This window comes from Haladaptatus sp. DYF46 (genome assembly GCF_021083305.1).
Classification (GTDB): Archaea; Halobacteriota; Halobacteria; order Halobacteriales; family Haladaptataceae; genus Haladaptatus.
In genome coordinates, this window is sequence record NZ_JAJFAY010000001.1 from 90,908 (window position 1) to 114,406 (window position 23,499).

The 23,499-nt window shown below is 63.1% G+C and carries 30 protein-coding genes and 1 tRNA gene; 14 read left to right on the top strand and 17 right to left on the bottom strand.

Annotated elements, in window-relative coordinates; genetic code table 11:
- Positions 1–102: 102 nt before the first annotated feature.
- Entirely contained in the window at positions 103–624 is a 522-nt protein-coding gene (locus LJF34_RS00480) for a multiprotein-bridging factor 1 family protein (protein ID WP_231182675.1), read from the bottom strand.
- A gap of 108 nt (positions 625–732) precedes the next feature.
- Between LJF34_RS00480 and LJF34_RS00485 the strand changes: the two genes are divergently transcribed.
- Both LJF34_RS00485 and LJF34_RS00490 read left to right on the top strand, forming a co-directional pair.
- Positions 733–936: a TOBE domain-containing protein gene (locus LJF34_RS00485; RefSeq protein ID WP_231182676.1), complete on the top strand. Its 204-nt coding sequence runs from the start codon at positions 733–735 to the stop codon at positions 934–936.
- Between the two features lie 78 nt (positions 937–1,014).
- Entirely contained in the window at positions 1,015–1,368 is a 354-nt protein-coding gene (locus tag LJF34_RS00490) for a VOC family protein (RefSeq protein ID WP_231182677.1), read from the top strand.
- Positions 1,369–1,386: 18 nt separating this feature from the next.
- Here the strand turns inward: LJF34_RS00490 and LJF34_RS00495 are convergent, their stop codons facing one another.
- Positions 1,387–1,581, bottom strand: coding sequence for a hypothetical protein (locus LJF34_RS00495; protein ID WP_231182678.1), 195 nt, complete (start codon positions 1,579–1,581; stop codon positions 1,387–1,389).
- 139 nt (positions 1,582–1,720) lie between these two features.
- Between LJF34_RS00495 and LJF34_RS00500 the strand changes: the two genes are divergently transcribed.
- A complete protein-coding gene (locus LJF34_RS00500) occupies positions 1,721–2,122 on the top strand; it encodes a thioesterase family protein (protein WP_231182679.1) in 402 nt (133 codons plus the stop codon).
- Between the two features lie 424 nt (positions 2,123–2,546).
- On the opposite strand, the gene LJF34_RS00505 is transcribed toward LJF34_RS00500, so the two are convergent.
- A tRNA-Leu gene (locus LJF34_RS00505) sits at positions 2,547–2,631 on the bottom strand.
- A 309-nt stretch (positions 2,632–2,940) separates the two neighbouring features.
- Here LJF34_RS00505 and LJF34_RS00510 point away from each other — a divergent pair.
- Together LJF34_RS00510 and LJF34_RS00515 are read left to right on the top strand one after the other, a co-directional pair.
- Positions 2,941–3,501 (top strand): DUF420 domain-containing protein, encoded by a 561-nt coding sequence (locus LJF34_RS00510; RefSeq protein ID WP_231182680.1) that lies wholly within the window; start codon positions 2,941–2,943, stop codon positions 3,499–3,501.
- 101 nt (positions 3,502–3,602) lie between these two features.
- Positions 3,603–3,779: a hypothetical protein gene (locus LJF34_RS00515; protein WP_231182681.1), complete on the top strand. Its 177-nt coding sequence runs from the start codon at positions 3,603–3,605 to the stop codon at positions 3,777–3,779.
- A 32-nt stretch (positions 3,780–3,811) separates the two neighbouring features.
- On the opposite strand, the gene LJF34_RS00520 is transcribed toward LJF34_RS00515, so the two are convergent.
- The 5 genes from LJF34_RS00520 to LJF34_RS00540 form a co-directional block, all read right to left on the bottom strand.
- Positions 3,812–4,363 carry a hypothetical protein gene (locus tag LJF34_RS00520; RefSeq protein ID WP_231182682.1) on the bottom strand — a complete coding sequence of 184 codons (552 nt, stop codon included), beginning with the start codon at positions 4,361–4,363 and terminating at the stop codon, positions 3,812–3,814.
- Positions 4,364–4,420: 57 nt separating this feature from the next.
- Positions 4,421–5,884: an amidophosphoribosyltransferase gene (gene purF / locus LJF34_RS00525; RefSeq protein ID WP_231182683.1), complete on the bottom strand. Its 1,464-nt coding sequence runs from the start codon at positions 5,882–5,884 to the stop codon at positions 4,421–4,423.
- A gap of 162 nt (positions 5,885–6,046) precedes the next feature.
- Positions 6,047–6,223, bottom strand: a complete 177-nt coding sequence (locus tag LJF34_RS00530) for a 50S ribosomal protein L37e (RefSeq protein ID WP_231182684.1) — start codon at positions 6,221–6,223, stop codon at positions 6,047–6,049.
- Complete coding sequence (locus LJF34_RS00535) at positions 6,220–6,402, bottom strand: LSM domain-containing protein (RefSeq protein WP_007977665.1); 183 nt, start codon at positions 6,400–6,402, stop codon at positions 6,220–6,222. The genes LJF34_RS00530 and LJF34_RS00535 overlap by 4 nt, the downstream gene beginning before the upstream one ends.
- Before the next feature lie 58 nt (positions 6,403–6,460).
- Positions 6,461–7,528: a M20/M25/M40 family metallo-hydrolase gene (locus LJF34_RS00540; RefSeq protein WP_231182685.1), complete on the bottom strand. Its 1,068-nt coding sequence runs from the start codon at positions 7,526–7,528 to the stop codon at positions 6,461–6,463.
- A 113-nt stretch (positions 7,529–7,641) separates the two neighbouring features.
- Here LJF34_RS00540 and LJF34_RS00545 point away from each other — a divergent pair, with 113 nt between their 5' ends.
- Together LJF34_RS00545 and LJF34_RS00550 are read left to right on the top strand one after the other, a co-directional pair.
- A complete protein-coding gene (locus LJF34_RS00545; RefSeq protein ID WP_231182686.1) occupies positions 7,642–7,923 on the top strand; it encodes a hypothetical protein in 282 nt (93 codons plus the stop codon).
- Between the two features lie 42 nt (positions 7,924–7,965).
- A complete protein-coding gene (locus tag LJF34_RS00550; protein WP_231182687.1) occupies positions 7,966–8,913 on the top strand; it encodes a zinc-dependent metalloprotease in 948 nt (315 codons plus the stop codon).
- A gap of 31 nt (positions 8,914–8,944) precedes the next feature.
- Here LJF34_RS00550 and LJF34_RS29210 read toward each other — a convergent pair whose 3' ends face one another.
- The gene (locus tag LJF34_RS29210) at positions 8,945–9,988 is read right to left on the bottom strand and encodes a PfkB family carbohydrate kinase (RefSeq protein WP_231182688.1); all 1,044 of its coding nucleotides are present in this window, start codon (positions 9,986–9,988) and stop codon (positions 8,945–8,947) included.
- Positions 9,989–10,079: 91 nt separating this feature from the next.
- On the opposite strand from LJF34_RS29210, the gene LJF34_RS00560 reads away from it, so the two are divergent.
- On the top strand, positions 10,080–11,207 hold the full coding sequence (locus LJF34_RS00560) for a Gfo/Idh/MocA family oxidoreductase (RefSeq protein ID WP_231182689.1): 1,128 nt from the start codon (positions 10,080–10,082) through the stop codon (positions 11,205–11,207).
- A gap of 10 nt (positions 11,208–11,217) precedes the next feature.
- Here the strand turns inward: LJF34_RS00560 and LJF34_RS00565 are convergent, their stop codons facing one another.
- On the bottom strand, positions 11,218–12,069 hold the full coding sequence (locus LJF34_RS00565) for a translation initiation factor eIF-2B (protein WP_231182690.1): 852 nt from the start codon (positions 12,067–12,069) through the stop codon (positions 11,218–11,220).
- 118 nt (positions 12,070–12,187) lie between these two features.
- Between LJF34_RS00565 and LJF34_RS00570 the strand changes: the two genes are divergently transcribed.
- Positions 12,188–12,493 carry a hypothetical protein gene (locus LJF34_RS00570; RefSeq protein WP_231182691.1) on the top strand — a complete coding sequence of 102 codons (306 nt, stop codon included), beginning with the start codon at positions 12,188–12,190 and terminating at the stop codon, positions 12,491–12,493.
- Here LJF34_RS00570 and LJF34_RS00575 read toward each other — a convergent pair.
- The 3 genes from LJF34_RS00575 to LJF34_RS00585 all read right to left on the bottom strand — a co-directional run bounded on the left by LJF34_RS00575 (position 12,490) and on the right by LJF34_RS00585 (position 15,112).
- Entirely contained in the window at positions 12,490–13,029 is a 540-nt protein-coding gene (locus tag LJF34_RS00575) for a hypothetical protein (protein WP_231182692.1), read from the bottom strand. The two genes, LJF34_RS00570 and LJF34_RS00575, sit on opposite strands and share 4 nt — an antisense overlap.
- Positions 13,030–13,123: 94 nt before the next feature.
- Positions 13,124–14,620, bottom strand: a complete 1,497-nt coding sequence (locus tag LJF34_RS00580) for an RtcB family protein (RefSeq protein ID WP_231182693.1) — start codon at positions 14,618–14,620, stop codon at positions 13,124–13,126.
- Positions 14,621–14,701: 81 nt separating this feature from the next.
- Entirely contained in the window at positions 14,702–15,112 is a 411-nt protein-coding gene (locus LJF34_RS00585) for an archease (protein WP_231182694.1), read from the bottom strand.
- Between the two features lie 104 nt (positions 15,113–15,216).
- On the opposite strand from LJF34_RS00585, the gene LJF34_RS00590 reads away from it, so the two are divergent.
- From LJF34_RS00590 to LJF34_RS00600, 3 genes are all read left to right on the top strand, one after another.
- The gene (locus LJF34_RS00590) at positions 15,217–15,705 is read left to right on the top strand and encodes an N-acetyltransferase (RefSeq protein WP_231182695.1); all 489 of its coding nucleotides are present in this window, start codon (positions 15,217–15,219) and stop codon (positions 15,703–15,705) included.
- Between the two features lie 108 nt (positions 15,706–15,813).
- On the top strand, positions 15,814–16,986 hold the full coding sequence (gene priS / locus LJF34_RS00595) for a DNA primase small subunit PriS (RefSeq protein ID WP_231185016.1): 1,173 nt from the start codon (positions 15,814–15,816) through the stop codon (positions 16,984–16,986).
- Entirely contained in the window at positions 16,983–17,867 is an 885-nt protein-coding gene (locus tag LJF34_RS00600) for a hypothetical protein (protein ID WP_231182696.1), read from the top strand. Before priS ends, LJF34_RS00600 begins: the two co-directional genes overlap by 4 nt.
- A gap of 74 nt (positions 17,868–17,941) precedes the next feature.
- On the opposite strand, the gene LJF34_RS00605 is transcribed toward LJF34_RS00600, so the two are convergent.
- The 3 genes from LJF34_RS00605 to LJF34_RS00615 all read right to left on the bottom strand — a co-directional run bounded on the left by LJF34_RS00605 (position 17,942) and on the right by LJF34_RS00615 (position 21,204).
- Positions 17,942–18,274: a putative quinol monooxygenase gene (locus tag LJF34_RS00605; RefSeq protein WP_231182697.1), complete on the bottom strand. Its 333-nt coding sequence runs from the start codon at positions 18,272–18,274 to the stop codon at positions 17,942–17,944.
- Between the two features lie 429 nt (positions 18,275–18,703).
- The gene (locus LJF34_RS00610; RefSeq protein WP_231182698.1) at positions 18,704–20,965 is read right to left on the bottom strand and encodes a CDC48 family AAA ATPase; all 2,262 of its coding nucleotides are present in this window, start codon (positions 20,963–20,965) and stop codon (positions 18,704–18,706) included.
- A complete protein-coding gene (locus LJF34_RS00615) occupies positions 20,962–21,204 on the bottom strand; it encodes a hypothetical protein (protein WP_231182699.1) in 243 nt (80 codons plus the stop codon). Before LJF34_RS00615 ends, LJF34_RS00610 begins: the two co-directional genes overlap by 4 nt.
- Positions 21,205–21,388: 184 nt before the next feature.
- Here LJF34_RS00615 and LJF34_RS00620 point away from each other — a divergent pair, with 184 nt between their 5' ends.
- Complete coding sequence (locus tag LJF34_RS00620; RefSeq protein ID WP_231182700.1) at positions 21,389–22,165, top strand: alpha/beta fold hydrolase; 777 nt, start codon at positions 21,389–21,391, stop codon at positions 22,163–22,165.
- 24 nt (positions 22,166–22,189) lie between these two features.
- Here LJF34_RS00620 and panB read toward each other — a convergent pair whose 3' ends face one another.
- Positions 22,190–22,999: a 3-methyl-2-oxobutanoate hydroxymethyltransferase gene (panB, locus tag LJF34_RS00625; RefSeq protein ID WP_231182701.1), complete on the bottom strand. Its 810-nt coding sequence runs from the start codon at positions 22,997–22,999 to the stop codon at positions 22,190–22,192.
- Between the two features lie 104 nt (positions 23,000–23,103).
- Between panB and LJF34_RS00630 the strand changes: the two genes are divergently transcribed.
- On the top strand, positions 23,104–23,355 hold the full coding sequence (locus LJF34_RS00630) for a DUF5822 domain-containing protein (protein WP_231182702.1): 252 nt from the start codon (positions 23,104–23,106) through the stop codon (positions 23,353–23,355).
- Positions 23,356–23,499 lie beyond the last annotated feature (144 nt).

Consider the following 23,499-nt stretch of genomic DNA (forward strand, 5'->3'; position numbering starts at 1 on the left):
TGGTCGATTGGCTCACGCTCCGAGCGGGTCACGGCCGTCACGTGATACGGTTCTGCCGGCGCGCTGGTCATACCCCGTTCTCCGAAACGGGCGGACGAAACGCTACGCCGACTCCGAGAGCGTAACGCCGAGGCGCTCCTCTAACGATTCGATGACCGACCCGCCGACGCTCGCGCGGTTCGCCCGGTTCTGTTCGACGGCGAGGAGGTCGTTCTCCTGAATCCCGAGTTCGTCGGCGAGTTCGCCGCGCTGGAGACCTTCCTCTTGTCGCGCGTCGATGACGCGGTCGCCGTAGTCGGAGACGAGGTAGGGGAGCGGGTCGCTGTCGTAACTCGTTCCCTCCTCCTCCCAATGGCGCGCATCGCCCTTTCGGGCGTCGTCCATCCTCGCCGTCCGTTGGGCCGCCCTGCGCCGTCGGTCCTGCTCGCTCATCGCGTTCCCGTCGTTGCCGCGCTTCGATTTCGTCGGCTGGGTGGCGTCGTTGTGGCTCGCACAGCTGTCACAGACCTGTAGCGTCGCGCCCGCGACGCTCGCTTCGGTCAGCGAGTCGGACGCCTTCCCGCAGAGTTCACAGGAACCGCCGCTGCCGCCGCCGGACGAGTTCCCCGTCGAATATTTTGCCATACCCCCGTTAGGAAGGGGCTACATTTCAATATCGCGTTTATTCACCGGAGCAAAGTCCGCCCGAACGCTTATTCTCGGTGTCGTCGTGTTCGCTCCGGGGGAACTCGGATGTTAAGCGCACGAAACAGACTCGACGGGGAGGTAGTGGAAGTGGAAACGGGCGACGTGACCGCAGAGGTGGTGCTCGACGTGAACGGCGAAGAAGTCGCGGCCGTCATCACCCGCGAATCAGCGGAGAACTTGGAAATCGAGGAAGGGATGGAGGTGACCGCGGTGGTCAAGGCCACCGACGTGATGCTCCGGTCGGATTGACGCGCCGGTCGAATCGACCGGTGCGGTCGGACTGAACGGAGCGAAACCGGTTTTTCGACCCGCCGCGTCGACTCGCGTATGAGCGGCATCGTCTTCTTCGTCAGCGAATCCCGCGCCGAAACCGTCCCGTTCTACACCGACCGCCTCGGCGCAGAGGTGTGGCTCGAACAGACCGACTGTACGGTGTTGCAGTACGACAACCTGCGCTTTGGCTTCTGCGAGCGCGAGTCGGCGGACACCGACGGCATCCTCACGCTCGTCACCGACGACCGGGACGGCGTGGACGCGCTGTACGACGAACTCGCCGACCGGGCACTCGACCCGCCGGAGGGGAATCCGAAGTACGACATCTACCACTTCTTCGCCGAGGATCCGGAGGGCCGCTCCGTCGGAGTGCAGTCGTTCGACCGCGGAACCGGGTCGGTTCGATAGCGTCCGGGCGGGGCCTCATTATCGCTCCATTTCGTCGGCAATTCGTTCGACGGCGCGAACGAACCGCCAGAACAGGTACAGTCCGAGGAGCGGTAGGGCGATGCCGAACCACGAGAGGAAGCGCCCGGCGAGGAGGACGCTGTACAGGAGCGTGAGAACAGCGACGGTGACGATTCCCCAGATGACGTACGATTCTTTGAACTCGGAGGACATGTTTGATTGCAGTATTCGAACTGATAAATACATGTCTGTCGCCCACTCGTTTCTCGGTGCTGCTCGCATCGAACCGCGGATTGCGACCCGCTCGGAGCGGAACCGACAGATGGTTTAGCCGCTTTCCGTTACGAGTTTCATGGACGAATTCGGCTATACGACCGACATCGAGGTGCGCTATCGCGACCTCGATACGATGGGCCACGTGAACAACGCGGTGTACGCGACGTACCTCGAACAGGCCCGAATGGACTACTTCCGGGACCACCTCGGCCTCACGATGGACGACGTTCGGGGCGTCATCGCACACCTCGAAATCGACTACCACCGCTCGATAACCGCCGAAGACGACGTGATCATCGAGATGGGAATCACCGAACTCGGGAACACCAGTTTCACGATGGAGTACGAGATTCGTGCCGGGGGCGAGGTGGCCGCCACCGCCGAAATCGTGCAGGTCGTGTTCGACGGCGAGACGGACGAACCCACCGAGATTCCGGGCGAGTGGCGCGACCGAATCGCCACGCACGAAGGCTTATAGCCGACGAACCGGATCGGACTCTTTCTCCGAAATCGCCTCTCGGGCGTGCGAACCGTATTTCACGTTTGGACTGAGTTTGAATGACGCCGAGACGTTCTTGCTCACTCTCACGGCGTTGCCGTTCGCATCGAGGCGCTTCGCGCCTCGCTATCGTTGCGCTGGCTGCGACTCGTCTCGTTCGCAGTCGAAACCACCGACTGCTCACCGGCGAACCCCTACAGGACAGCGTCATTACTGTCCGAAAATAACGCCGAATAGAAACGAATCACCCTTGGCTGGTGGAAGTTGTTTCAGTAGGATTGTGCGTGGGTGATGTCCCGGGAACTGTCCACAGTTCCCGCGGACCCACGAGAACGAGTTCTCGTGGATGTCCTCGAAGGAGATCACCTGCATCGTTGATGTCGCGGCGAAGCCGCGCGTGCGATGCGTGGGACCGGATTTGAACCGGCGGACCCCTACGGGACAGCGCCCTCAACGCTGCGCCGTTGGCCTAGCTTGGCTACCCACGCTCGCTGCGTCTGTCTGCACTCAATCGTAGATGGCCGGATAATAAAAGGCCTTTCATTTTCCGCGGCGGAGGCAGGCGTTCGCACGGACATGACAAGGTCCGTCCAATACGCTAATTATTCGTGGATACCATCCTGAATTGATGTCGCTTGGTCTCATCGCCCGCCTAAAAAATACGCGTGTCGACTACGTTTGTCCCGAGTGCGCCCGTGCGTTCGACCTGCCGTTCGACCGATGTCCAGCCTGTGAATGTGACCGACTCTACAAAATCGTGAAGTAACTGGTTTACTGACCCAGCATCAAGACGGACCATGGAGACCTCCGTTCGAAACAACGTTCCGGCGTTGACCGCGCTTTTAAGCATCGTCTCGCTCGCGCTCGTGTTCGGTGCCGTGTTGGGCGTCGTCCCCGCGGACGCGATTCCGCGCGCACCCGCTTGGTTTCTGGAAGCGATTCCGCACCTCAACGCCGTCATCAGCGTCGCCGCGATCACCGTCATCGGCACCGCGTGGCACGCGATTCAACACGGCCACCTCGTACGCCACCGCGCCGGGATGCTGACCGGTATCGTCCTGTTCGTCTGCTTCCTCGGCCTCTACCTCTACCGCGTCTCGCTGGAAGGCCCGACCGAGTTCCCCGGTCCGAAAACCGTAAAGCAGTACGTTTACCTTCCGATTCTGGCCATTCACATGGTCCTCGCGATGGTGTGCATTCCCCTGCTGTACTACGTGCTGTTGCTCGCGCTCTCCCACCCGGTTCGCGACCTTCCGAAGACGAACCACCCCCGCGTCGGGCGCATCGCGGCGTCGCTGTGGCTCACGTCCTTCGCGCTCGGCGTGGTCGTCTACGCGTTGTTGTACGTCGTATATTGATTCACTCAAATGCCGTATTGTCCTGTTCCAAGCCCTCTAAATGCGAAATAATCGTTTCTAGCCACACGATATTTGCGCACCGAATCCGTACGTTCTACCCCATGCCAGTACCGGGATACGACCCGGACGATTTGGACGAACTGCTCGCGGAGCGACTCGAAGCACTCGACGGTGAGGCCTCCCTGACACCCCGCCAGTGGCGTGAGTACGAGAACGGAGCGAGCCTACTCGACGTGCTGAACGACGCGGATATCGAGCGGTTGTTACACGAGGAATGACGTCGCACAAACGAGTTCGGTAGCGGACGCCGTTAGTCGCTCGGACGAACCCCCGAAACGAGGAATCGGTCACAGAACAGCTCTGCAAGCCGTGGGAAGGTGGCGATTCCGATGCCCGCCGCAACCACGGAAACCCCGATGGACACGAGTGGCAACGCCAGCGTAGTCGCCACCGTTCCGCCGCCGTACGTCGCGACGGCGAGGAGGGCATTGAAATAAGCGACTCGAAACAGCAACAGGGCAGGAGCCAACGATACCCAGCCTCGCGTCTCCGTCGCTAGCGGCGGGAGCCACCCGCCGCGAATCAGGGCGGCCACGAGAACCATCGTCGTCCACGCGACCAACGCGGAGGTTTTCAGGCCGAAAAACCGGTTCGGAGTGGCGACGCTCACGAAAAAGAGAGCGGGGATGAGCGGAACCGAAACGTCCGCGAAGGCGTAGACGAGATCGTCGAGAAACCGCCCGAAACCGCTCTTTTCGGTCGTCGCTATCTGTCCGTGCCCGAACCAACTTCCCCGACGATTGCTACGGGCGGCACGCGTCGCGCGACAGGGATGGTCGTCCCTGCCGGACGAACTCGGCATAGAACGAGAAATTACACTCGAAGCACCCTAAAACTACGGTCCGTCCGTACCGGGAAATCAGTCGCTCGCGCCTTCGATGACCGGACGCGTCACGTCGCGGTCCGTCTCCTCGCCGTCGATGTCGTAGGGATAGTCGCCCGTGACACAGCCGAGACAGAGTTCGGATCGGGAGACCGAAAGCGCCTCCGCGATGGCTTCCTTCGAGAGGTAGCCGAGGCTGTCGGCAGAGATGGCTTCCCGAATCTCCTCGACGGATTTGTCGGAGGCGATGAGTTCCTCGCGGGTGGCCATGTTGATGCCCATGTAGCAGGGGGCGACGATGGGCGGCGCGCCGATTCGCATGTGGACCTCCTCCGCGCCGCAGTCTTTGAGGAGTTGGACGAGTTGCGTGGAGGTGGTTCCCCGGACGATGCTGTCGTCGATGATGGTGACGGTTCGACCCTCGACGGTGGATTTGATGGGGTTGAGTTTGAGACGAACCGCCCGTTCGCGCTCGTCCTGCGTCGGCATGATGAACGTCCGGCCGACGTAGCGGTTCTTCATCAGCCCTTCCGCGAACTCCACGTCCGAACCGCCCTCCTGTGCGGCTTCCGCATATCCCGACGCGAACGCGCGCCCGGAGTCGGGGACGGGCATCACGACGTCGCTCTCGATGCCGCTCTCCTCCCAGAGCTTTCGCCCCAACTCGCGGCGAACCTCGTAGACGAGATTGCCGTCGATGATGCTGTCCGGGCGGGCGAAGTAGACGTGTTCGAAGAAGCAGTGGGCGGGTTCGTCGCGCTCGACGAGTTGGTAGGTGTCGTAGCCGGCCCCGTCCGGTCGGAGGACGACGAGTTCGCCGGGTCGAACGTCACGGACGAGTTCGCCGTCGATGGTGTCGATGGCGGAAGACTCGGAGGCGAGGACGTAGCCGTCCTCGACTTCGCCGATGACGAGCGGGCGGTTGCCCTCCGGGTCGCGCACGCCGAGGACCGTCTCGTCGTGCATGATGGCGAGGGAGTAAGAGCCGTGAAGTCGGCTCATCGTCCGTTTAACGGCGCGAACGAGGTCCTCTTCGAGGAGGTTGCGCGCGAGGTCGTGGGCGATGACCTCCGTGTCGCCGTCGGACGTGAACGCGTGGCCCTTTCCGGCGAGTTCGTCGCGTATCTCCTCGGAGTTGACGAGGTTGCCGTTGTGCGACAGCGCGAGCGACCCGCTCTTGAACGAGACGGTGAACGGTTGGGCACAGCTTTTGTCCACGCTTCCGGCGGTCGGATAGCGGACGTGGCCGATTCCGGCGCTTCCCTTCAGGCCGTCGATGTCCTCCTTGCTGAAGGCGTCCCCGACGAGGCCCATCGAAACGTGGTCGTGTTGTTGGAAGCCGTCGTGTGTTACGATGCCTGCCGACTCCTGCCCGCGGTGCTGGAGGGCGTACAGCGAGTAGTAGAGTGGGCGTGCCGCGTCCCGACCCGCGAGTGACGCGCCGACGACGCCACATTTCTCGGTCGGTCCGCCGAGGTCTCCGTCCCGGCCACATGACATAGCTGTCCGTAGCGCGGGACGGTAGTAAAAACCCTCGTTATCGTGCCGTATTCCCCCGCCATCTCCGTAGAAATATGCACGGCCATGTATATCGAGGATTTGAAACAGCCGACGGCTGGTCGAAAGGGAGGTATCGAGAGGTAGAAAATCCGTAGCCGGCGCTTAGTTGTCGCCCGCTTTACTCTGCCACTCGTAGTCGCGTCGTTTGCTCGACTTACCGAAGCCGCACGACGAGCAAACGCCTTTCCTCACGTGATAGGATTTCTCGCCGCAACGGCGGCATTTCACGTGCGTCGTTTTGTTCTTCTTACCCTGGCTTGGAGTTCCTGCACCAGTCATGGAGTGATCGAAACGACGTTATCGCCGCGTATAATGGTTGTGTCTTCGTCTTCGATGACGAGGTTCATGTGCTGGTCGTAGCCGGTCAGCGTACCGGTGTACTCTTCCCCACCTTTCAACTGCACGGTCACCGCCGAGTTCAGCGACGCTTCGAGAACGTCGAGTGGTCGTCCGCTCATATCAACAAACCCAGTGTTTGTGCTGATAAACGTACCGGAACGATAGCCGGGTTTCGGTTCAGATGTCGACCGCGAATCCATCCCGGTCGCTCGCTCGCGCCGCGAACTCCGCGAGGAGGTCCGCGGACGCGTCCAAGTCGTCCGTGTCGATGACCTCGACGGGGGTGTGCATGTAGCGGTTCGGCAGTCCGAGGTTGAGAGACGGCGTGCCGCCGCGAGCGGTGAAGAAGGCGTCCGCGTCGGTGCCGGTGTAGATGCCTGCGGCCTGTAGTTGAACGGGAATCCCGGCCTCGTCCGCCGCCTCGCGGACCGCGGCGACGACTTCGGGGTGGTTCGCGCTGCCGCGGGCGACGACCGGACCGCCGCCGAGGTCGATGGTGAGGTCGGAAAAGCGCTCCTCGCCGTCCACGTCGGGGCTGTCCATGGCGTGCGTCACGTCGATGGCGACGATGGCGTCCGGGTCGAGGTCGAAGCCGACCATCTTCGCGCCCTGCAAACCGACTTCCTCCTGCACCGTACTCACCGCGTAGACCGTCGCGTCGACGTCCCGCTCGGCCGCGCGGCGGAGCGCCTCGGCGGCGACCCACGTTCCGACGCGGTTGTCGATTCCCGGCCCGGCCAGTCGCGTCCCTTGCAGGTCCTCGACGGTCGCCGTGTACGTTATCGGGTCGCCCACGTCGACCAGTTCGGCCGCCTCCGCCTCGCTTTCGACGCCGATATCGACGTGCTGTTCGACGATGTCCTCGAACTCGTCCTCCGCGGTATCGCGCAGGTGAATCGCCCGCTGACCGACGACCCCGTTGACGGTGCCGTCGTCGGTGTGAATCACGACCTGTTGTCCCTTGGTCACGGTGCGGTCCGTCCCGCCGATGCGGTCGATTCGGATGAAGCCGTCCTCGTCGATTCCGGCGACGATGAGACCGATCTGGTCGGCGTGGCCCGCGAACGCGATGTCGGGGCCGTCGCCCTCCACGACGGCGACGGCGTTTCCGTACTCGTCGGTTCGAACCTCGTCGGCGAACTCGGACACGTAGTCGACCCAGACGCGTTGGCCCGGCACTTCGAACCCGGACGGACTGGGCGTCGTCAGCAGCGTCTTCAAAAACGTGCGTCGGTTCTCGTCCATAGTTGGACTGGTGCTACCGTGTCCCTTCAACCTCTCGAAGCTGCCGATAAAAATTAGACTTTCCGATAATTTCTCCCAGAATGCATAAGAGGACGAACGTTGAGTGAGTGTGCATGGGGTTTCTGGAACTGCATCTTCACGAACCGGACTTCACGCTCAATACGGGCGAGAGGGAATCGACCGCCGGATTCGGTCGAGGAAAACTGAAATCGGGCGATAAACACGGAAAGCACGGAAAGCATGGGAAGCACGGAAAGCATGGGAAGCACGGAAAACACGAAAAACACGGCGAACACGAGGAGGAAGCGCCATCCATCGCCGGAAAACTCGGGCCGCTCCTCGTCCTCATCATCGTCGTCGCGCTGGCGAAACGGATGAAACGACGGCGGGAGTGAGCAGTCAGAAGGATTTTGTCGGCGTGAGTCCAACATAGCGGTGTGAATCTCTATCGTAGCGTCCGTGCCGTCACCGGCGCGTCCGGCAGCGGCCCCATCGACTGGACCGCGGTGGCCGACGCGGCGAAGGCGGCGACGGACCCCGGGTCGATAGACCTCTCTCCAGCGGAACAGACAGGCTATGCGACCGACGTCCGCGACGCCCGAACCCGCGTCCGGGAGGTGTCCGGCGTCTCCTTCGACGTGCCGAGCACCGTCGAAATCCAGAACCGGCACCACTGGATAGACGCGAACATTGCCACCTTCGAGCGCGTGATGGAACCCATCGAGGAGTACGGACCGGACGTGCTCCCCGGTGTCGCCCGCGTCCTCAACACCGGGACGATGTCGTTCATGCTCGCCCTCCTCGGAAACAACGTCCTCGGGCAGTACGACCCGCTCCTCCTCGCCGAGGGCGACGACCACGCGCTGTACTTCGTTCACCCGAACATCAGCCGTATCGCCGAGGAACTGGAGGTGGACTCCGCTCGCTTCCGCCGCTGGATAGCCTTCCACGAAGTGACTCACGCCGCGGAGTTCGGCGCGGCACCGTGGCTCTCCGACTACCTCGAACACGAGATGGAGACGGGAATCGAGGCGCTCGCCCACGGCGAAGTGGACCGAAAGGCGTTCAAGCAACTCGACACGGCCATGACGGCCGTCGAGGGCTACGCGGAACTCCTCATGGACGAGGCGTTCGACGACGAGTACTCCGACCTCCGCGAGAAGATAGAGGCACGGCGAAGGGGAATGAACCCGCTGTCGAAACTCGTCCGACGCATGCTCGGATTGGGCATGAAACGGCGACAGTACGAGCGCGGCAAGGACTTCTTCCAACACGTCGTCTCGGCGCGCGACGTGAAAACGGCGACCCGCGTGTGGGAAGGCCCGGACATGTTGCCGACCGACGACGAACTCGACCACCCCGAACGCTGGTTGGCCCGCGTGTAATCTGCGATTCGCTCGCGCGGACGGCGCTGTTTTACTTCCACTCCTCGCTCAGTACCGTCTCCGTATCGACGGTGGTCGCCGTCTCGACGTACCGCGAGGTGCAGACGTTCGCCAGCGTCAGCGTCGGCTTCCAGTCCCATCCGCTCGCACGGCCAAACGTCAGTCCGCCGGAGAACCGGTCGCCCGCACCCGTCGTCCGTTCGACTGTCGAAACGGTGAGGTTGGGGACGGAGTACGTCCCCTCGCGGGTCGCCGCGATCGCCCGTTCCTTGCCGTGGAATACGACCGCGGAGATGCCCGCTTCGTCCCGAATCCGTTCGAGCGAGCCGGGTTTCGATTCGTCTCCGTTCGTCTTCGCTCCGTCCGTTCCGTCTAACTCCTCGACCGCATCTCGGAGTCTGGCCAGTTCGACGTCGTTCACGCTCAGGACGACTTTGAAGCCGTCGTCGAGGTCCGAGAGCGCCGAGAAGTAGTCCGCTATCGTCCCGCTCGTCACGTCCGTTAGGTCGCCGGGATCGAGGACGAACGCGCCACCCTCTTCGCTGCCACCGTCTCCGGCGAGCGACCGCATCACGTCGAGGAGGGCCGGAAACGATGCGATGTTCCCGCAGCACGCCCCGTCGGCGTCACGTATCGGCGCGAAGTCGCCGCCCATCGCGGTTCGCAGTTCGTCCGCCGTCCAGTCGCGAATATCGTCCGACTCCGTCGCGAAGAGGAGGCCGTCGTCCCCGAGTTCCAGGACGGACACGGCCGCCGGATCGCCCATCGAGACGGTCCGAAACGGGAGGTCTTCGAACAGCGGGTCGTCCAGATGGCCGTACAGTTCGGCGCGGCCGCCCAGCGCGTGGACCTGCGTCGCCATGTTCACGGCCTGTCCGCCCTTCTCGCGCGATTCCGGTTCGAGGTGGAACGATCGCTTTCCACGCGCCAGTTCGCGCGAAAGCTCCCGTATCGAATCCAAGCGGCCGCGTTCGGAGCGACTCCGCGAATACGAATCGATGCTCCCGTCGGGGAACGTCAGAATGGTCGGGGGCGGCCTTTCCGATAGCTTCGCGTGGAGTTCGGCGTACGCCACACGGACCGTTCGGCCGCGGTCACGAAAAAGCGGTCGGCGGGGTCGCCGTCACCAACGACTAAATCCCTTCCCGGAGAACGTGAAGACAATCATGACGCTGAAAATCGGCGTGCTGGGGTATCGGTTCATGGGAAAAGCCCACGCGAACGCGCTGGCGCGGTTGTCGATGTTCTTCCCGGACGCACCGGACGTCGAACGACACACGCTCATCGGGCGGGACGAGGAGGCGCTCGCGGAGGCCGCGGACCGACTCGGCTTCGCCGAGACGAGTACGGACTGGGAGGACGTCGTGGACGAAGTGGACGTGTTCTACAACCTCGGTCCGAACTTCGTCCACGCGGACCCGTCCATCGCCGCGCTGGAGGCGGGCGTTCCCGTCCTCTGTGAGAAACCCCTCGCGGTAGACCTCTCCAACGCGGAGCGGATGGCCGACGCCGCGGAATCGGCGGCCGTGCCGACCGCGACGGCGTTCAACTACCGGTACATCCCGGCCATCCAGTACGCGAAGGGACTCATCGAGGACGGCGTCCTCGGCGAGATTCACCAGTTCCGCGGTCGCTACCTTCAGGATTGGCTGGTCGACCCCGACGCGCCGTGGTCGTGGCGCAACGACGAGGAACTGGCGGGAAGCGGCGCGCTCGGCGACCTCGGGGCGCACACCATCGACCTCGCGCGGTTCCTCGTGGGCGACGTGGAGCGCGTTTCGGGCCACCTCCGGACGTTCGTGGACGAGCGTCCCGTGGAGGGGGAGTCCCCGGACGGCGGTGAAACCGCCGGACACGAAACCAAGCCGGTCACGGTGGACGACGCCTACTCCGCGCAGGCCGAGTTGGACGGCGACGTGATGGCGACGTTCGAAGCCTCGCGGTTCGCGAACGGCCACAAGAACGACCACGCCATCGAGATTCACGGCTCCGAGGGGAGCCTGAAGTTCTCGCTCGAACGCCTCAACGAACTCGAAGTCCTGCGCGGCGACGACCGCGGCTACGAGACGGTTCTCGTCACCGACGAGTCCGACCCGTACGTCGACCACTGGTGGCCGCCGGGCCACGTCATCGGGTGGGAACACACGTTCGTCCACGAGAACTACGAGTTCCTGTCCGCTGTAGAGAACGGAGGAGAGTACCACCCGAACTTCGCGGACGGGTTGGAAGTGCAGAAAACGCTGGACGCCATCGAGCGAAGCGACGAGAGCGGCGAGTGGGTGGAAGTCGAATAAGGAGTCGGCGTCAGTACTCCCACGTCCCCTCGTCCGTCACGACGGAGTCGAGGAGATCGGTCGGCGTGGCGTCGTAGGCAGGGTTGCAGACCGCAAAGCCCTCCGCTGGCTCACGAATCACCTCGCTCGGCGATCGGAAGTCGTTCTCGAACCGGAACGCCTCGCCGACGATTTTCGCGCTGGAACCGACGGACGTGACGGGGACATCGACCTCGTTCGCGGTGGCGACGAGGGGGAACGTGCCGACGCGATTGTAGAGGGTTTCGTCCACGATGCAGTCCATTCCGGTGAACACGCGGTCACACTCGGGCAGGTAGTGTCCCGAGGCGCTGTCGATGATGAGCGTCACGTCCACTTGGTCGATTTCGCCCAGCACGCGGGCGGTCTTGCGTCCGAGGTAGCGCGGCCGGGCCTCCATGACGTACACGTCGAGGTACGCGCCGTCCGCGACGGCCGTTTCGACGGCTTCCAGCACGGTCGAGGAGTAATCGTGGGTCATGAGCGTCATGCCGTCCTCGAACAGCGGCGCGGCGTTCTCGGCGGCGCGGCGTTTGGCGGTCACCACCTGTTCGACGACGCTGTCGATGGCCTCCTGAGTGTGCTCTTTGGCGGCTTCGACCGACTCGTTGTCCGCCTCCGTGACCATCGTGACGATGGCGCGCTGGGTCGTGACGAGCGAGGCGTGGGACGGATTCGCGCGGCGAAGCACGCTGCTGTTGTGGTCGAGCGCGCGCTCGAACTCCTCGACGGTTTCGAAATCGCGGTCCACGAGGTCGGAGAGCGCTCTCGCCGCCTTGACCGCGACGGTCGAGGAGCTGTGTGTTTGCATCTCCTGTATCTCCTCGACTGTCTCGTCTATCATGGGCTAACGAAGTCCGCCGGGCTACAAGATTGTTCTGGGTTTCGGGTTCCGTTTCGCCGACTCCCGCGCGACGGAAAGCGACGAACGGTTTACCTCCTCCCGACGCCTACCGTGGATTATGACTGTCCCCGTTCGCTACTACTGCCCCCACTGTGGTGCTATCGCGACGCTGCAACGCGACGCCCGTCTGGCCGACAAATCGGTCACGCCCGACCCGCTCGACGGATGGGAGTACGCAGACGCGTACGACGAGTTCGAGGACGCCGACGGCGTGGAACTCGTCTGCGGCGCGAGCGAAACCGACGGCGACGGCTGTGGCGAACTGTACTACCTCAACTTCGTGCGCTACGAGGAGGGTGAAGAACTCGACCCGGAGGTCCCGCTCCGACCGGAGGACGCGCCGAACTTCGATTTCCGGACTTAGCGTATCCGAAGCCGAAATCCCCATTCGTACACGTTTCCGTTCATCCGATAGCGGTCGGAGAACCGATAGCTTCCCGGCGGGTAACAGGTGTTCGACTCCTCGTGTGTCAGGACTTCCCATTCGACGTCCGCAACGTCTCCGGAACCGAACCGCCGCTGCTCGGTCGCACCGTGGCCGTAGGTGTCCGTCGCCCACCAGCAGTCGTCGTGATGGTCGTCCGCGGTGGCTTCGTATTTGAGTACGAGTTTCGAGTCGCCCGACCCCGCCGCGACCGTGTCCGCAAAGGGACCCGGATAGGTAAACCCGACCGTGCCGTCTTCCTCCCCCGTGTACTCGAACGTGACCCGAACGCGAGGCGGACGATTCGCCGTTTCGGAGGAGAGGAGTTTCGCGGAGAGCGTCGCCGGGAGACCGGCGGGAACGGGGTCGTTCTCGATCGAAAAACGCGGCTCGCCGCGCGAGAAGCGGAAAACGTCACCGAGACAGCCCGCGATTACACTCGTTCCCATCGCACCGAGCAACGCTCGTCGTCGCATACGGTCGTTTCGTGACGATGGTATCAAACTCTTTTGATTAGTAAACGGAATATTGTGCATTTCCGAGACGGCGAAATTTCCCCGAGACGTCGACTCACCCCTTGATGTTACAAACCGGGAACGTCCGTGCGACCGTGTCCCCGATCCCGAGCGCGTCGGAAACCCGAACCACCTCGTCCACGTCCTTGTAGACGCCCGGTGCCTCCTCCGCGACCGTCGCGCCGCTCCGGGCTTTGACGAAAATCCGTTCGCGTTCCAACTCGTCTTTCACGTCCTCGCCCCGGTAATCCCGCTTCGCTTGCGTTCGACTCATCACCCGGCCCGCACCGTGTGCGGTCGAACCGAACCCGAGTTCCATCGACGCCTCGCCCCCGCGAAGTACGTAACTTCCCGTCCCCATGCTGCCGGGAATGATGACGGGTTGCCCCACGTCGAGATACGCGCCGGGAACCTCCGGATGGCCCGCCGGAAACGCACGCGTCGCACCTTTTCGATGGACGAACAGTTCTCGCTCCTCGCGGTCGACGGCGTCGCGATCCCCTTCGGATCGGCCCTTCGCCCCGACCGTATGAACCTCCTTCTTGGCGATGTTGTGTGCCACGTCGTACAGCAGTTCCATCCCCATCGCTCGCCACGAGCGGTCGAACACCTCCTCGAACACCTCGCGCGTTCGGTGCATGACGAGTTGCCGGTTCACCCACGCGAAGTTGATGGCCGCCCCCATCGCCGCGTAGTACTCTTCGGCTAATCGACTCCCGGCGGGGGCAGCGGCGAGTTCCCTGTCCGGAAGTTTCGACAGCAGGTCGGCGTGTTCCTTCTCGATTTTGCGGAGGTAGTCCGTGCAGACCTGATGGCCCAATCCGCGGCTACCACAGTGGATGAGGACGACGATTTGTCCCTCCGACAGTCCGTACGCGTCGGCGACTTCCTCCCGAAACACGTCCGTCACGCGCTGGACTTCGAGGAAGTGGTTGCCGCTGCCGAGGCTCCCGAGTTGGCCTTTGCCCCTGTTTTTCGCCTTCTCCGAGACGGCCGCCGGATCGCTTTCCTCCCGAACCCCCTCGTCCTCGCAGTGTGCGAGGTCCGCGTCCGTCGCGTACCCGTTCTCCAGCGCCCACGACATCCCGCGGTCCAACACCTCCTCGACGGTGTCGACGTCCGTTTCGACGACCCCGCCGCCGCCCAACCCGGACGGGATGGCGTCGAACAACGCGTCCACGAGTTCCTCCTCGTGGCCGCGCACGTCGTCCATCGTCAGGTCGGTCCGCATCATCCTGACGCCGCAGTTGATGTCGTAGCCCACCGCTCCCGGCGAAATACATCCGTTCTCGGCATCGATTCCCGCGACGCCGCCGACGGGGAATCCGTACCCCTGATGGCCGTCCGGCATGCAGACCGCGTACTTCGTCACGCCCGGCAACTGGGTCGCGTTCCGCAACTGCTGGAGCGTTTTGTCCTCCGCGATTTGGTCGAGAAGCTCCTCGCTGGCGAGGACGCGAGCGGGCGTCCCCATCTCCCCTTCCCGTGGAATTTCCCACACGTACTCACGAATCCGTTCGAGGGTGACGTCCCCCGCGGTGTACGTCGTCATGCGTGCCACTTCGACGCACGCAGTGGAAGGCGTTTCGGGGGTCGGGTACGGCGTCGTGGGCCTCGAAGCCGTCTCGCCGGTTCACACGTCGAAGACGACGTAGGCGCGCCACCCGTCGTCCGTTTTCTCGATCGCCATCTCGGAGTAGGTGACGGCCTTTATCTCCCGCGCCATGAGCTCCCCGAGCGGGACCCCGCGTGCGCTTCCGCGGAGGTACCATTCCCGTCCCTCCTCGGTGACGTTCGCCTCGTTTTCGACGGGGAGTACGGCACGGACGTCGCGCTGGTAGATGAGTTCGTCCAGATAGTCGAAGAGGAGCGCCTCCCGGCTTTCCGCGCGCAGGGCGATGTCGAAGCGAGTTCCACCCGTCGGGATGTCGTCGCACATCGCCGCCGCCATGCCGTCCGCAACGGCGGCGAACGCGGCGGAAATCGTCTCTCCGGTCGCCTCGACTCCGATATCGGCGGTGTGTTCTCGGAGCGTGTAGTGCATCGTTCGATACACGCTGGCTACCGGTTTTAGGCTTGCTACTCCCTGAATCACGCTGCATTCGTATGCCGGTGGAATTATATTTGTCTGCCTGCTACTCACTCGCAGTGAGCGTAAACATTGACACGCGCGTCGTCGGGCCGGGCGACAGTCGCTACGTCGAGGAGGCGTGGCAACTGAAAGAGCATATCCGGCAACGTGAAGGCGTGCTGAAACAACGACGTGGGTTTTTCACCGACGCGTACCGGCGGTCGACGGTTTACTGTTACGTCACGGAGGGTGAAGACGGCGAGCGACTCATCGGATTCGCGGCGGCTCGACGGGACGGGTACATCCTCTTTCTCGCCGTCGCCCCCGAGTTCCGGGGCGAAGGGTTCGGTCAACGGCTCGTGGCGAAGGTCGCCGACAATCACGCTTCCGTCACCTGCCACGCCCGGTCGACGAACGAAAACGCGCTCGAATTTTACCGACACCTCGGCTTCCACGTCGAACGCCGTATCGACAACTACTACGAGGACGGCGGTGGTGCCTACTACCTCCGATTGGGAGAGGAGGAAGGCATCGCCAAACGCCTCTCCGATTTCATGCGCGGCTAAGTCGCGTTCGCTTGCTGATCCGACCGTGCGACGATAGTATCCCGAACAGCGCTCGCTAAATCCGAAGAAACAACGCTTTAATCAGTCGGGTGTTTCATGAACGTACAGATGGAAGAGCGGACGCGTGCGTATCTGCGAGGCCGGTTCCGGGACCACTACCGAACGGTAGCGCCGGCGCTCCCGCCGGACGCCGACGAGCGCGAGTGGGGGTACATCCCGTGGACCGCCGGGCCCGGAACGACGATGGTTCGCCACCACTCGCTCCTCGACCTCGGCACCCTCGGCGGCTTTCTCGAACGCGAGCGTCCGCGACACGTCTACTTCTCCGCCGGACGCTATCGCGACCCCGGCGCAGGGACGATGGAGGCGAAGGACTGGCAGAGCGCCGACCTCGTGTTCGACTTGGACGCGGACCACCTGCCGGGCGTCACGCCCGAAACACCGTACGCCGAGATGCTGGCGCGGTGTAAGGACGAACTACTCGACCTGCTCGACCTGCTCGACCGCGATTTCGGATTCGAGGACATGACGGTCGTCTTCTCGGGGGGGCGGGGCTACCACGTCCACGTCCGGGACGAGGCGGTCAAGGGATTGGACCGCGAGGGACGGCGGGAAATCGTCGATTACGTTCGGGCGGGCGACGTGGAGTTCGAGTCGCTGGTGCAGACGGAGACGGTCGCCGGACTCGGCCTGAAGAATCCGACGCAGAAACGGACCCTCCCCACCAGCGGCGGATGGGGCGGCCGGGTTCACGCGCACGTCAGTTCGTTCGTGGACGAACTCCTGTCGATGGAGGAAGATGACGCCCTCGAACGGTTGCAGGAGTTCGACGGCATCGGGTCGGGAAAGGCGAAGGGGGCGTACAACGCCGCGACGAACAACCGCCGGGAGATAGACAGCGGGAACGTCGACGTGCATCCCGCGTTCTACCAACTCGCGCGGATTCTGGCCGACGACGTGTTCGCGGCCGAAAGCGCGTCGGTGGACGAACCCGTCACGACCGACACGCATCGTTTGATTCGCCTGCCGGAGAGCCTTCACGGCGGAAGCGGACTCGAAGTGAAACGGATTCCGCGCGACGAGTTACCCGAGTTCGACCCGCTCCGTGATGCGATTCCCGAGACGTTCACGTCACACGAGGTGACGGTCGAACTGCCGTCGGAGACGGAACTTTCGCTCGGTGGCGAAAGCTTTAGGCTCCCCGCAGGCAATGTATCTATTCCCGAATACGTCGCCATCTTTCTCATGGTGCGTGACCGGGCAGAAAAGGGGAAAGAATGAATCTCGACGAACTCCGCAGCGTACAGAGCAAGGAACGCTCGAAGGACAGCCTACAGCATCTACGCGAGTCCTTCTACGCGGATGTCGGGAGCTACATCCGCGGCCTTCGCGAGGAGCGCGAGCGGGCCGCCGAACGGGCGGACGACCCGTTCGATTCCGCGGAAGTCAACCAACTCACCGACGAAATCAAGACCGCGGAGGAGGTGGTCGAGGCGGTGTACGAACGCCGCGTCGGGAAGGTCGTCAAACGTGCAAGCCTCTCCGCGGCCGGGATTCCGGCCGACGAGGAGGGACTGACGAGCGAGGAACAACAGCTGTTTTCGGACCTCGTCGAACGTATCGAATCGAACAAGACGACCGTTCTCGACGTGTTGTCGGGGGACGAGGGGAGCGTCGAATCGACGGCTAACGAACCGGCGAGCGACGCGAATCCGGTTTCGAACGCCGAAACCGATGCCGCCCGACCCGCTTCGGACGACGACCGACCGACCGACGAAGCGGCCACGATTGCGGGAGAAAACGATGCCGACTATGCAGACGATGCATCGTCCCCCGGCGAATCGACGCCTCCCGAACCGTCGCCGCCCGACGAGGGGACCGCTCGGGAACCGGATTCAGCGGCGGAGACGGCGTCGGTCGGGACGGCGTCCGAAAAATCGGACGACGGCGCGGACACGGCACCGAAAGACTCCGATGCCGTTCGGGCGTCCGGTTCGGACCTCGAAGCGGACCGGACGACGGTGCGGATCACCCGCGATATCGGCTCGATTCTCGGCGTGGACGAGCGCGAATACGACCTCGAAACCGAGGACGTGGTCGCGCTCCCGACCGAAAACGCCGGGCCGCTCATCGAGCGTAATGCGGCGGAACAGATCGACTGAATTCGGTCCTTTTCACGTCTGGACGCTGCTGGAGACGGTAAACGTGACATACGTCGTTTCTGCGTGATGATCCTCTACTTTTGTGCTAGCAGTTCGTTGATATCGAACCGGGCCGTCTCCACGTCGTCCACGCGGGCCTGAATCGTCTCTATCTCGCCGTCGACGTAGTTCGCCAGTTCGTCGTTGAACCGCGCGTAGTGGTCCGTCTCGACGTGTTTCTCCACCACTTCAACGCTCTCGTACTGTTCGAAGAATCGGACGAGATTCGGATTCTGAACGTCGGTCGTCGCCCAGTAGTTGACCACGCCGTCCTCCTTCTGGGAATGTTCGGTGACGGTTCGTATCATCTCCAAGGCTTCCGCTCGCCGTTCCGGGTCGATGGGGATACTCGTCTGGACGATTATCATTCGGCCGTCACGATGAACGGGTACGATAAAAATGGTTGGTGAATTACAGTTCACGCAACCTGCTGACAGCAACGCGATAGGCTACTGACGCGCCGCAAGTCGCTAGCAACTCTTCCGGAAAATCTCCGATTTTCCGGGCCGACGACTGAGCGGAGTGAGGCGCTTCGCGTCTCGGCGAACGAACGGCGAACGGTAGTGAGCCGTGAGTCGAAGCGAGGGAGGAGTGTCTTCCTGAACGCAGTGAAGGAAGGCCAGGAAGTCGCATGCCCGCGCAGCGTAAGCGAGCAGGAACGTCTTCCGCTGCTTTTGATGAACCTTTTACAGGGAATGCGAGGGAGCTTCGCTCCCTCGTTCCTTCACGGCTTTGCCGTGAAGGAGCCCGTCAGGGACGACGGCTGTCGTCCCTGACCGCGACCGTCGTAAAAGGTTCTATTGGAACGTCCGGCCCAACTGTTCTTCCGGTTCGGGTTCCGCGCTGTCGAAGCGCTCTTGGATCTCCGCGTAGCGTTCGCGGGTCTCGTCGGTGACGCTGGGCGTCACCTCGCCGATGGCGTCCTCGAAGTGTTCGGCCGTGATGCGGACGTTCCCGACGCTGTCGGCGATGTCTTCGACAGAGACGCTGTCGATGAACTCGCGGCTCGCAGCCATGGCGGCCTCGCGGCAGACGGCCTCGATGTCGGCACCGACGTAGCCCTCGGTTTGTTCCGCGAGGGCTTCGAGGTCGACGTCGTCGGCCAACGGCTTGTGACGGGTGTGAACCTCGAAGATGGCGTGGCGCGCCTCCTCGTCCGGCACGGTAACGTGGACGTGGCGGTCCAGCCGTCCCGGGCGCAGGAGCGCGGCGTCGATAAGGTCGGGGCGGTTCGAGGTGGCGATGACCACGACGTCTTCGAGTTCTTCGAGGCCGTCGAGTTCGGTCAGGAGTTGCGAGACGACGCGCTCGCTGACCTGCGTGCCACCGCCGCCGTCGCGGCCGCGCTCCGTGGCGATGGAGTCGATTTCGTCGAAGAACACCACGGTCGGGGCGTTCTCGCGGGCCTTGCTGAACACTTCACGCACGCCTTTCTCGCTTTCCCCGACCCACTTCGACAGCAGTTCGGGACCCTTGATCGAGATGAAGTTGCTGTCGCTTTCGTTGGCGACGGCCTTCGCCATCAGGGTCTTCCCGGTTCCGGGCGGCCCGTACATCAGGACGCCTTTCGCGGCCTCCATGTCGAGCGCCTGGAACACCTCGGGGTAGTCGAGCGGCCATTGGATGGTCTCGCGGAGACGTTCCTTGGTGTTCTCCAAGCCACCGACGTCCTGCCACGACACGTCGGGAACTTCGACGAACACCTCGCGGAGCGCCGAGGGTTCGATGCCCTTTAGCGACTCCTTGAAGTCCGCCTCCGTCACCTTCAGCGACTCCAGTACGTCCGCCGGAATCTCGTCCGAATCGAGATCGAGTTCCGGGCGCACGCGTCGGAGCGCGTTCATCGCGGCTTCGCGAGCCAACGATTCGAGGTCGGCACCGACGAACCCGTGGGTGTTGTCGGCGTACTCCTCCAAGTCCACGCTGTCGGCGAGCGGCATCCCGCGGGTGTGGACCTGCAGGATTTCGAGGCGACCGTCGCGGTCCGGCACGCCGATTTCGATTTCGCGGTCGAAGCGACCGCCACGGCGAAGCGCGGGATCGACGGCGTCGACGCGATTGGTCGCCGCGATGACGGTGACCTCGCCGCGCTCTTCCAGTCCGTCCATCAGCGAGAGCAGTTGTGCGACGACGCGACGCTCCACGTCTCCGCCCGCCTCCTCGCGCTTGGGCGCGATGGAGTCGAGTTCGTCGATGAAGATGATGGCCGGGGAGTTCTGTTCGGCCTCCTCGAACACCTCACGAAGTTGCTCTTCGGACTCGCCGTAGTACTTCGACATGATCTCCGGCCCGGAGATGGTCCGGAAGTAGGCGTCGATCTCGTTGGCGACGGCCTTCGCCATCAGGGTTTTCCCGGTTCCCGGTGGGCCGTGGAGCAGGACGCCCTTCGGCGGGTCGATGCCGAGGCGACTGAACAGCTCCGGGTGGCGCATCGGGAGTTCGATCATCTCCCGAACCTGTTCGAGTTCGCGCTCCAGACCACCGATGTCCTCGTAGGCTACGTCGGGGCGCGCTTGCCCGCCGGCACCGCCGCCGGACGCTACCTCCTCGGCGGGGCGTTCGCTGATCTGGATTTCGGTGGCGTCGGTGACGACGACCGTTCCGTCGGGGTCGGTTTCCGCGACCTTGAGCGGGATGGACTGTCCCGAGCCCATACCCATCAGGCCGAAACCGAACGGAATCGCTTGCCCTTGCGTGATGGCCTGTCCGCTGAGCTTGTCGCGGATGTGGGGCGCGATGTTCCCGCGAATCTGGAGGTTCTGCGGGAGCGCAATCGTCACCCGGTTCGCGGGGCTTACGTCGGCCTTCTCGATGCTGACCTTGTCGTCGATGCCAACGCCGGCCTCCTGACGGAGTTTCCCGTCGATGCGGATGATGCCGCGACCCTCGTCCTCGGGGTAGCCGGGCCAAACCCGTGCGACGGCACGACCCTGCCCACGTCCCTCGATGACAATGTAGTCGCCGTTCTCCACGCCGAGCTCCTCCATGGAGCGTCGGTCAACCGCCGCGAGTCCGCGACCCGCGTCCTTCTGCTTGAGCGGTTTGACTGTAAGTTTCATTGTCCCACCTCGATAGTGAGGACACCGTTGTTGATAAACGCTTGCGCGTCACCCTCCGGTAGTTCGATTTCACTCTGGAAACTCTCACCGTCGCGCTCCACGACGACGATTGCCGCGTCGTCCAGCACGTCCACCGATACGTCGGCGGTGCCGAAATCCGCGACGATGAGCTCTTCGTCACCGTACTCGTAGCGGCGAGCAATACTGTCTTCGTGTTGTGATATTCGTTCGAGCGTCATCTTTAGCTAACCTGTAGTTAGTTACAATAGTATATAAATCTTTCGTATATTGGGGTGGCGCTGTACATCGATTCCCGAATTAGGAACGAAATGCGGTTCACGAAGAACGGTTCGATTTCGCCCCCGATCGTAGCCGGAAGTCCGAGGTCGAACTTTATGCTTCGCGCACGAGAATGAAACGCATATGGAGTCAGTCACACATCAGGGACGGACGACCGCGTACCGCGTCGCCGACCGCGGTGGCGAGGAAGACCCCGTCCTGTTCGTTCACGGAAGCGGCGGAACCCACGAGATCTGGAAGGCACAACTCGCCCGCCTCGCGTCCGAGTTTCCCGTCGTCGCCGTCGATTTGAGCGGCCACGGCGAGTCCGACGACGTGAACGTGGACCCCGGATGGAGTACCCTTTCCGTCTACGCGAGCGACGTATTGGCGGTTGCCGAGGAGACCGGTGCGCGAACGCTCGTCGGCAACTCGCTCGGCGGCGCGGTCGTGTTGCATCTCGTTCTCGACCGCGGATTCGACCCCGACACGCTCGTCCTCGCCGGAACGGGCGCACGGCTCTCGGTTCTGGACGACATGCTCACGTGGTTGGAAGGCGATTTCGACCGGGCTGTCGAGTTCCTCCACGACCCCGACCGCCTCTTTCACGACCCGGGCGACCGCTACGTCGAACTCTCGAAGGAATCCATGTACGCCGTCGGGCAACGGGTGACGAGCCGGGATTTCCACTCCTGTCACACGTTCGACGTGCGCAACCGGTTGGGCGACATCGCCGCGCCGACGCTCGCCGTCGTCGGCGAACACGACATGCTCACGCCGCCGTGGTACCACGAATTTTTGGCCGAGAACGTACGGGACGGGGAGTACGCGGAACTGGAAGACGCGGCTCACCTCGCCATGCTCGAAACGCCCGACGCGTTCAACGAGACGCTCGTGGAGTTCCTCGCGGAGCGTCGATAGGAACGGAAAATAGCGGCCGGTCGTTCAGTAGACGTCGTCCAGTTCCTCTTCGACGTGGCTGTGCTCCTCGGCCGGGAACTCGCCGGACTCGACCTCGTCGCGGAAGGCCGACACCGCGCGCTTCATCTCGCCTCGAACGTCGCCGAACTGCTTCGAGAACGGCGGACTCCAGTCTCCCAATCCGACCGCATCGTTGATCACGAGGACCTGTCCGTCGGTGTCCGGCCCCGCGCCGATACCGATGGTCGGAATGTCGAGTTCGTCCGTGACCGACGCCGCGAGGTTCGCCGGGACGTGTTCGAGGACGAGCGAAAACGCCCCCGCATTCTCGTGTTTCCGTGCGAGTTCGAGGATTTCGTCGGCGTCCTCCCGCGACGTACCCTGTCGAAGGTGGCCCAACTGGTTGACCTTCTGCGGGGTGAGTCCGAGGTGAGCCATCACCGGGATGCCGAGGTTCGAAAGCGTCTCCGTCAGTTCGACGGTGTGCGGTCCGCTCTCGATTTTGACGGCGTTCGCGCCCTCCTCCTTCAACATTCGCCCCGCGTTCTCGACGGCGCTTTTCTCGTCGTAGCCGAAGCCCAGGAAGGGCAGGTCGGCGACGACGAGGGCGTCTTCGGTCCCTCGGACGACCGCACCGGTTCGACTGGCGATCTCGTCCACCGTTACCGGCAGCGTCGAGTCGTATCCGAGGGCCGTGTTCCCCATGCTATCGCCCACGAGTACCATATCGACACCGGCCTCGTCCACGACGGCCGCTGTCGGCGCATCGTAGGCCGTCAACATCGTAATCGGCTCTTTGCCCGCCTTGGCGCGGATGTCCCTCACCGTTGGCATACGTCGAACTCTACGGTCCTGCGGCTTAACGTACCCGGTCGGTGATTCGAGTACCGGAATCGGACCTGACAACGCTTAAGCCCGTCCGGTTCGCGGGTTAACCCGTGCCCGAGCCAGTCGAAACCCACACTCCCGACGGCATCGATTACGGATGGGTAATGCAGGTCACGTTCGTCACCACGATTCTCATCGGCGCGCCGATCGTCGCGTTTCTGGCGCTCTTCTCGGGAGTGTCGCTTCCGACGTGGGCATCGCGCGTGTCGTTTGCCGTTCGAGTCGGTGCGATAGTGTGGTTCCTCACGGCGATCGGCGTATTTCTCTACGCTCGTACCCACCAGACCCCGGAGAAAGGATAGTAATCAAAAACGTACATTGATACACGTTTCCAAACGAAACGGCGCTTTTTCTGCGAATTTCTCGATCAGTACTTTCTCGGACATGTTCTCGCACATCTCGGCTTGCGTCGGCGATTCTCCCATTCATAAGATTTCGCATCTATA

Excerpts from the sequence above, each read along its gene's own strand:
- LJF34_RS00610 (WP_231182698.1), bottom strand. The coding sequence starts at position 20,965 with ATGAAACTTACAGTCAAACCGCTCAAGCAGAAGGACGCGGGTCGCGGA.
- LJF34_RS00565 (WP_231182690.1), bottom strand. The coding sequence starts at position 12,069 with ATGATAGACGAGACAGTCGAGGAGATACAGGAGATGCAAACACACAGC.
- panB (WP_231182701.1), bottom strand. The coding sequence starts at position 22,999 with ATGCCAACGGTGAGGGACATCCGCGCCAAGGCGGGCAAAGAGCCGATT.
- LJF34_RS00530 (WP_231182684.1), bottom strand. The coding sequence starts at position 6,223 with ATGACTGGTGCAGGAACTCCAAGCCAGGGTAAGAAGAACAAAACGACG.
- LJF34_RS00570 (WP_231182691.1), top strand. The coding sequence starts at position 12,188 with ATGACTGTCCCCGTTCGCTACTACTGCCCCCACTGTGGTGCTATCGCG.
- LJF34_RS00605 (WP_231182697.1), bottom strand. The coding sequence starts at position 18,274 with ATGATAATCGTCCAGACGAGTATCCCCATCGACCCGGAACGGCGAGCG.
- LJF34_RS00490 (WP_231182677.1), top strand. The coding sequence starts at position 1,015 with ATGAGCGGCATCGTCTTCTTCGTCAGCGAATCCCGCGCCGAAACCGTC.
- LJF34_RS00575 (WP_231182692.1), bottom strand. The coding sequence starts at position 13,029 with ATGCGACGACGAGCGTTGCTCGGTGCGATGGGAACGAGTGTAATCGCG.
- LJF34_RS00540 (WP_231182685.1), bottom strand. The coding sequence starts at position 7,528 with ATGGACGAGAACCGACGCACGTTTTTGAAGACGCTGCTGACGACGCCC.
- LJF34_RS00520 (WP_231182682.1), bottom strand. The coding sequence starts at position 4,363 with ATGCCGAGTTCGTCCGGCAGGGACGACCATCCCTGTCGCGCGACGCGT.
- LJF34_RS00480 (WP_231182675.1), bottom strand. The coding sequence starts at position 624 with ATGGCAAAATATTCGACGGGGAACTCGTCCGGCGGCGGCAGCGGCGGT.
- LJF34_RS00515 (WP_231182681.1), top strand. The coding sequence starts at position 3,603 with ATGCCAGTACCGGGATACGACCCGGACGATTTGGACGAACTGCTCGCG.
- LJF34_RS00600 (WP_231182696.1), top strand. The coding sequence starts at position 16,983 with ATGAATCTCGACGAACTCCGCAGCGTACAGAGCAAGGAACGCTCGAAG.
- LJF34_RS00510 (WP_231182680.1), top strand. The coding sequence starts at position 2,941 with ATGGAGACCTCCGTTCGAAACAACGTTCCGGCGTTGACCGCGCTTTTA.
- LJF34_RS00495 (WP_231182678.1), bottom strand. The coding sequence starts at position 1,581 with ATGTCCTCCGAGTTCAAAGAATCGTACGTCATCTGGGGAATCGTCACC.
- LJF34_RS00580 (WP_231182693.1), bottom strand. The coding sequence starts at position 14,620 with ATGACGACGTACACCGCGGGGGACGTCACCCTCGAACGGATTCGTGAG.
- priS (WP_231185016.1), top strand. The coding sequence starts at position 15,814 with ATGGAAGAGCGGACGCGTGCGTATCTGCGAGGCCGGTTCCGGGACCAC.
- LJF34_RS00585 (WP_231182694.1), bottom strand. The coding sequence starts at position 15,112 with ATGCACTACACGCTCCGAGAACACACCGCCGATATCGGAGTCGAGGCG.
- LJF34_RS00560 (WP_231182689.1), top strand. The coding sequence starts at position 10,080 with ATGACGCTGAAAATCGGCGTGCTGGGGTATCGGTTCATGGGAAAAGCC.
- LJF34_RS00535 (WP_007977665.1), bottom strand. The coding sequence starts at position 6,402 with ATGAGCGGACGACCACTCGACGTTCTCGAAGCGTCGCTGAACTCGGCG.
- LJF34_RS00615 (WP_231182699.1), bottom strand. The coding sequence starts at position 21,204 with ATGACGCTCGAACGAATATCACAACACGAAGACAGTATTGCTCGCCGC.
- LJF34_RS00545 (WP_231182686.1), top strand. The coding sequence starts at position 7,642 with ATGGGGTTTCTGGAACTGCATCTTCACGAACCGGACTTCACGCTCAAT.
- purF (WP_231182683.1), bottom strand. The coding sequence starts at position 5,884 with ATGTCATGTGGCCGGGACGGAGACCTCGGCGGACCGACCGAGAAATGT.
- LJF34_RS00620 (WP_231182700.1), top strand. The coding sequence starts at position 21,389 with ATGGAGTCAGTCACACATCAGGGACGGACGACCGCGTACCGCGTCGCC.
- LJF34_RS00485 (WP_231182676.1), top strand. The coding sequence starts at position 733 with ATGTTAAGCGCACGAAACAGACTCGACGGGGAGGTAGTGGAAGTGGAA.
- LJF34_RS00500 (WP_231182679.1), top strand. The coding sequence starts at position 1,721 with ATGGACGAATTCGGCTATACGACCGACATCGAGGTGCGCTATCGCGAC.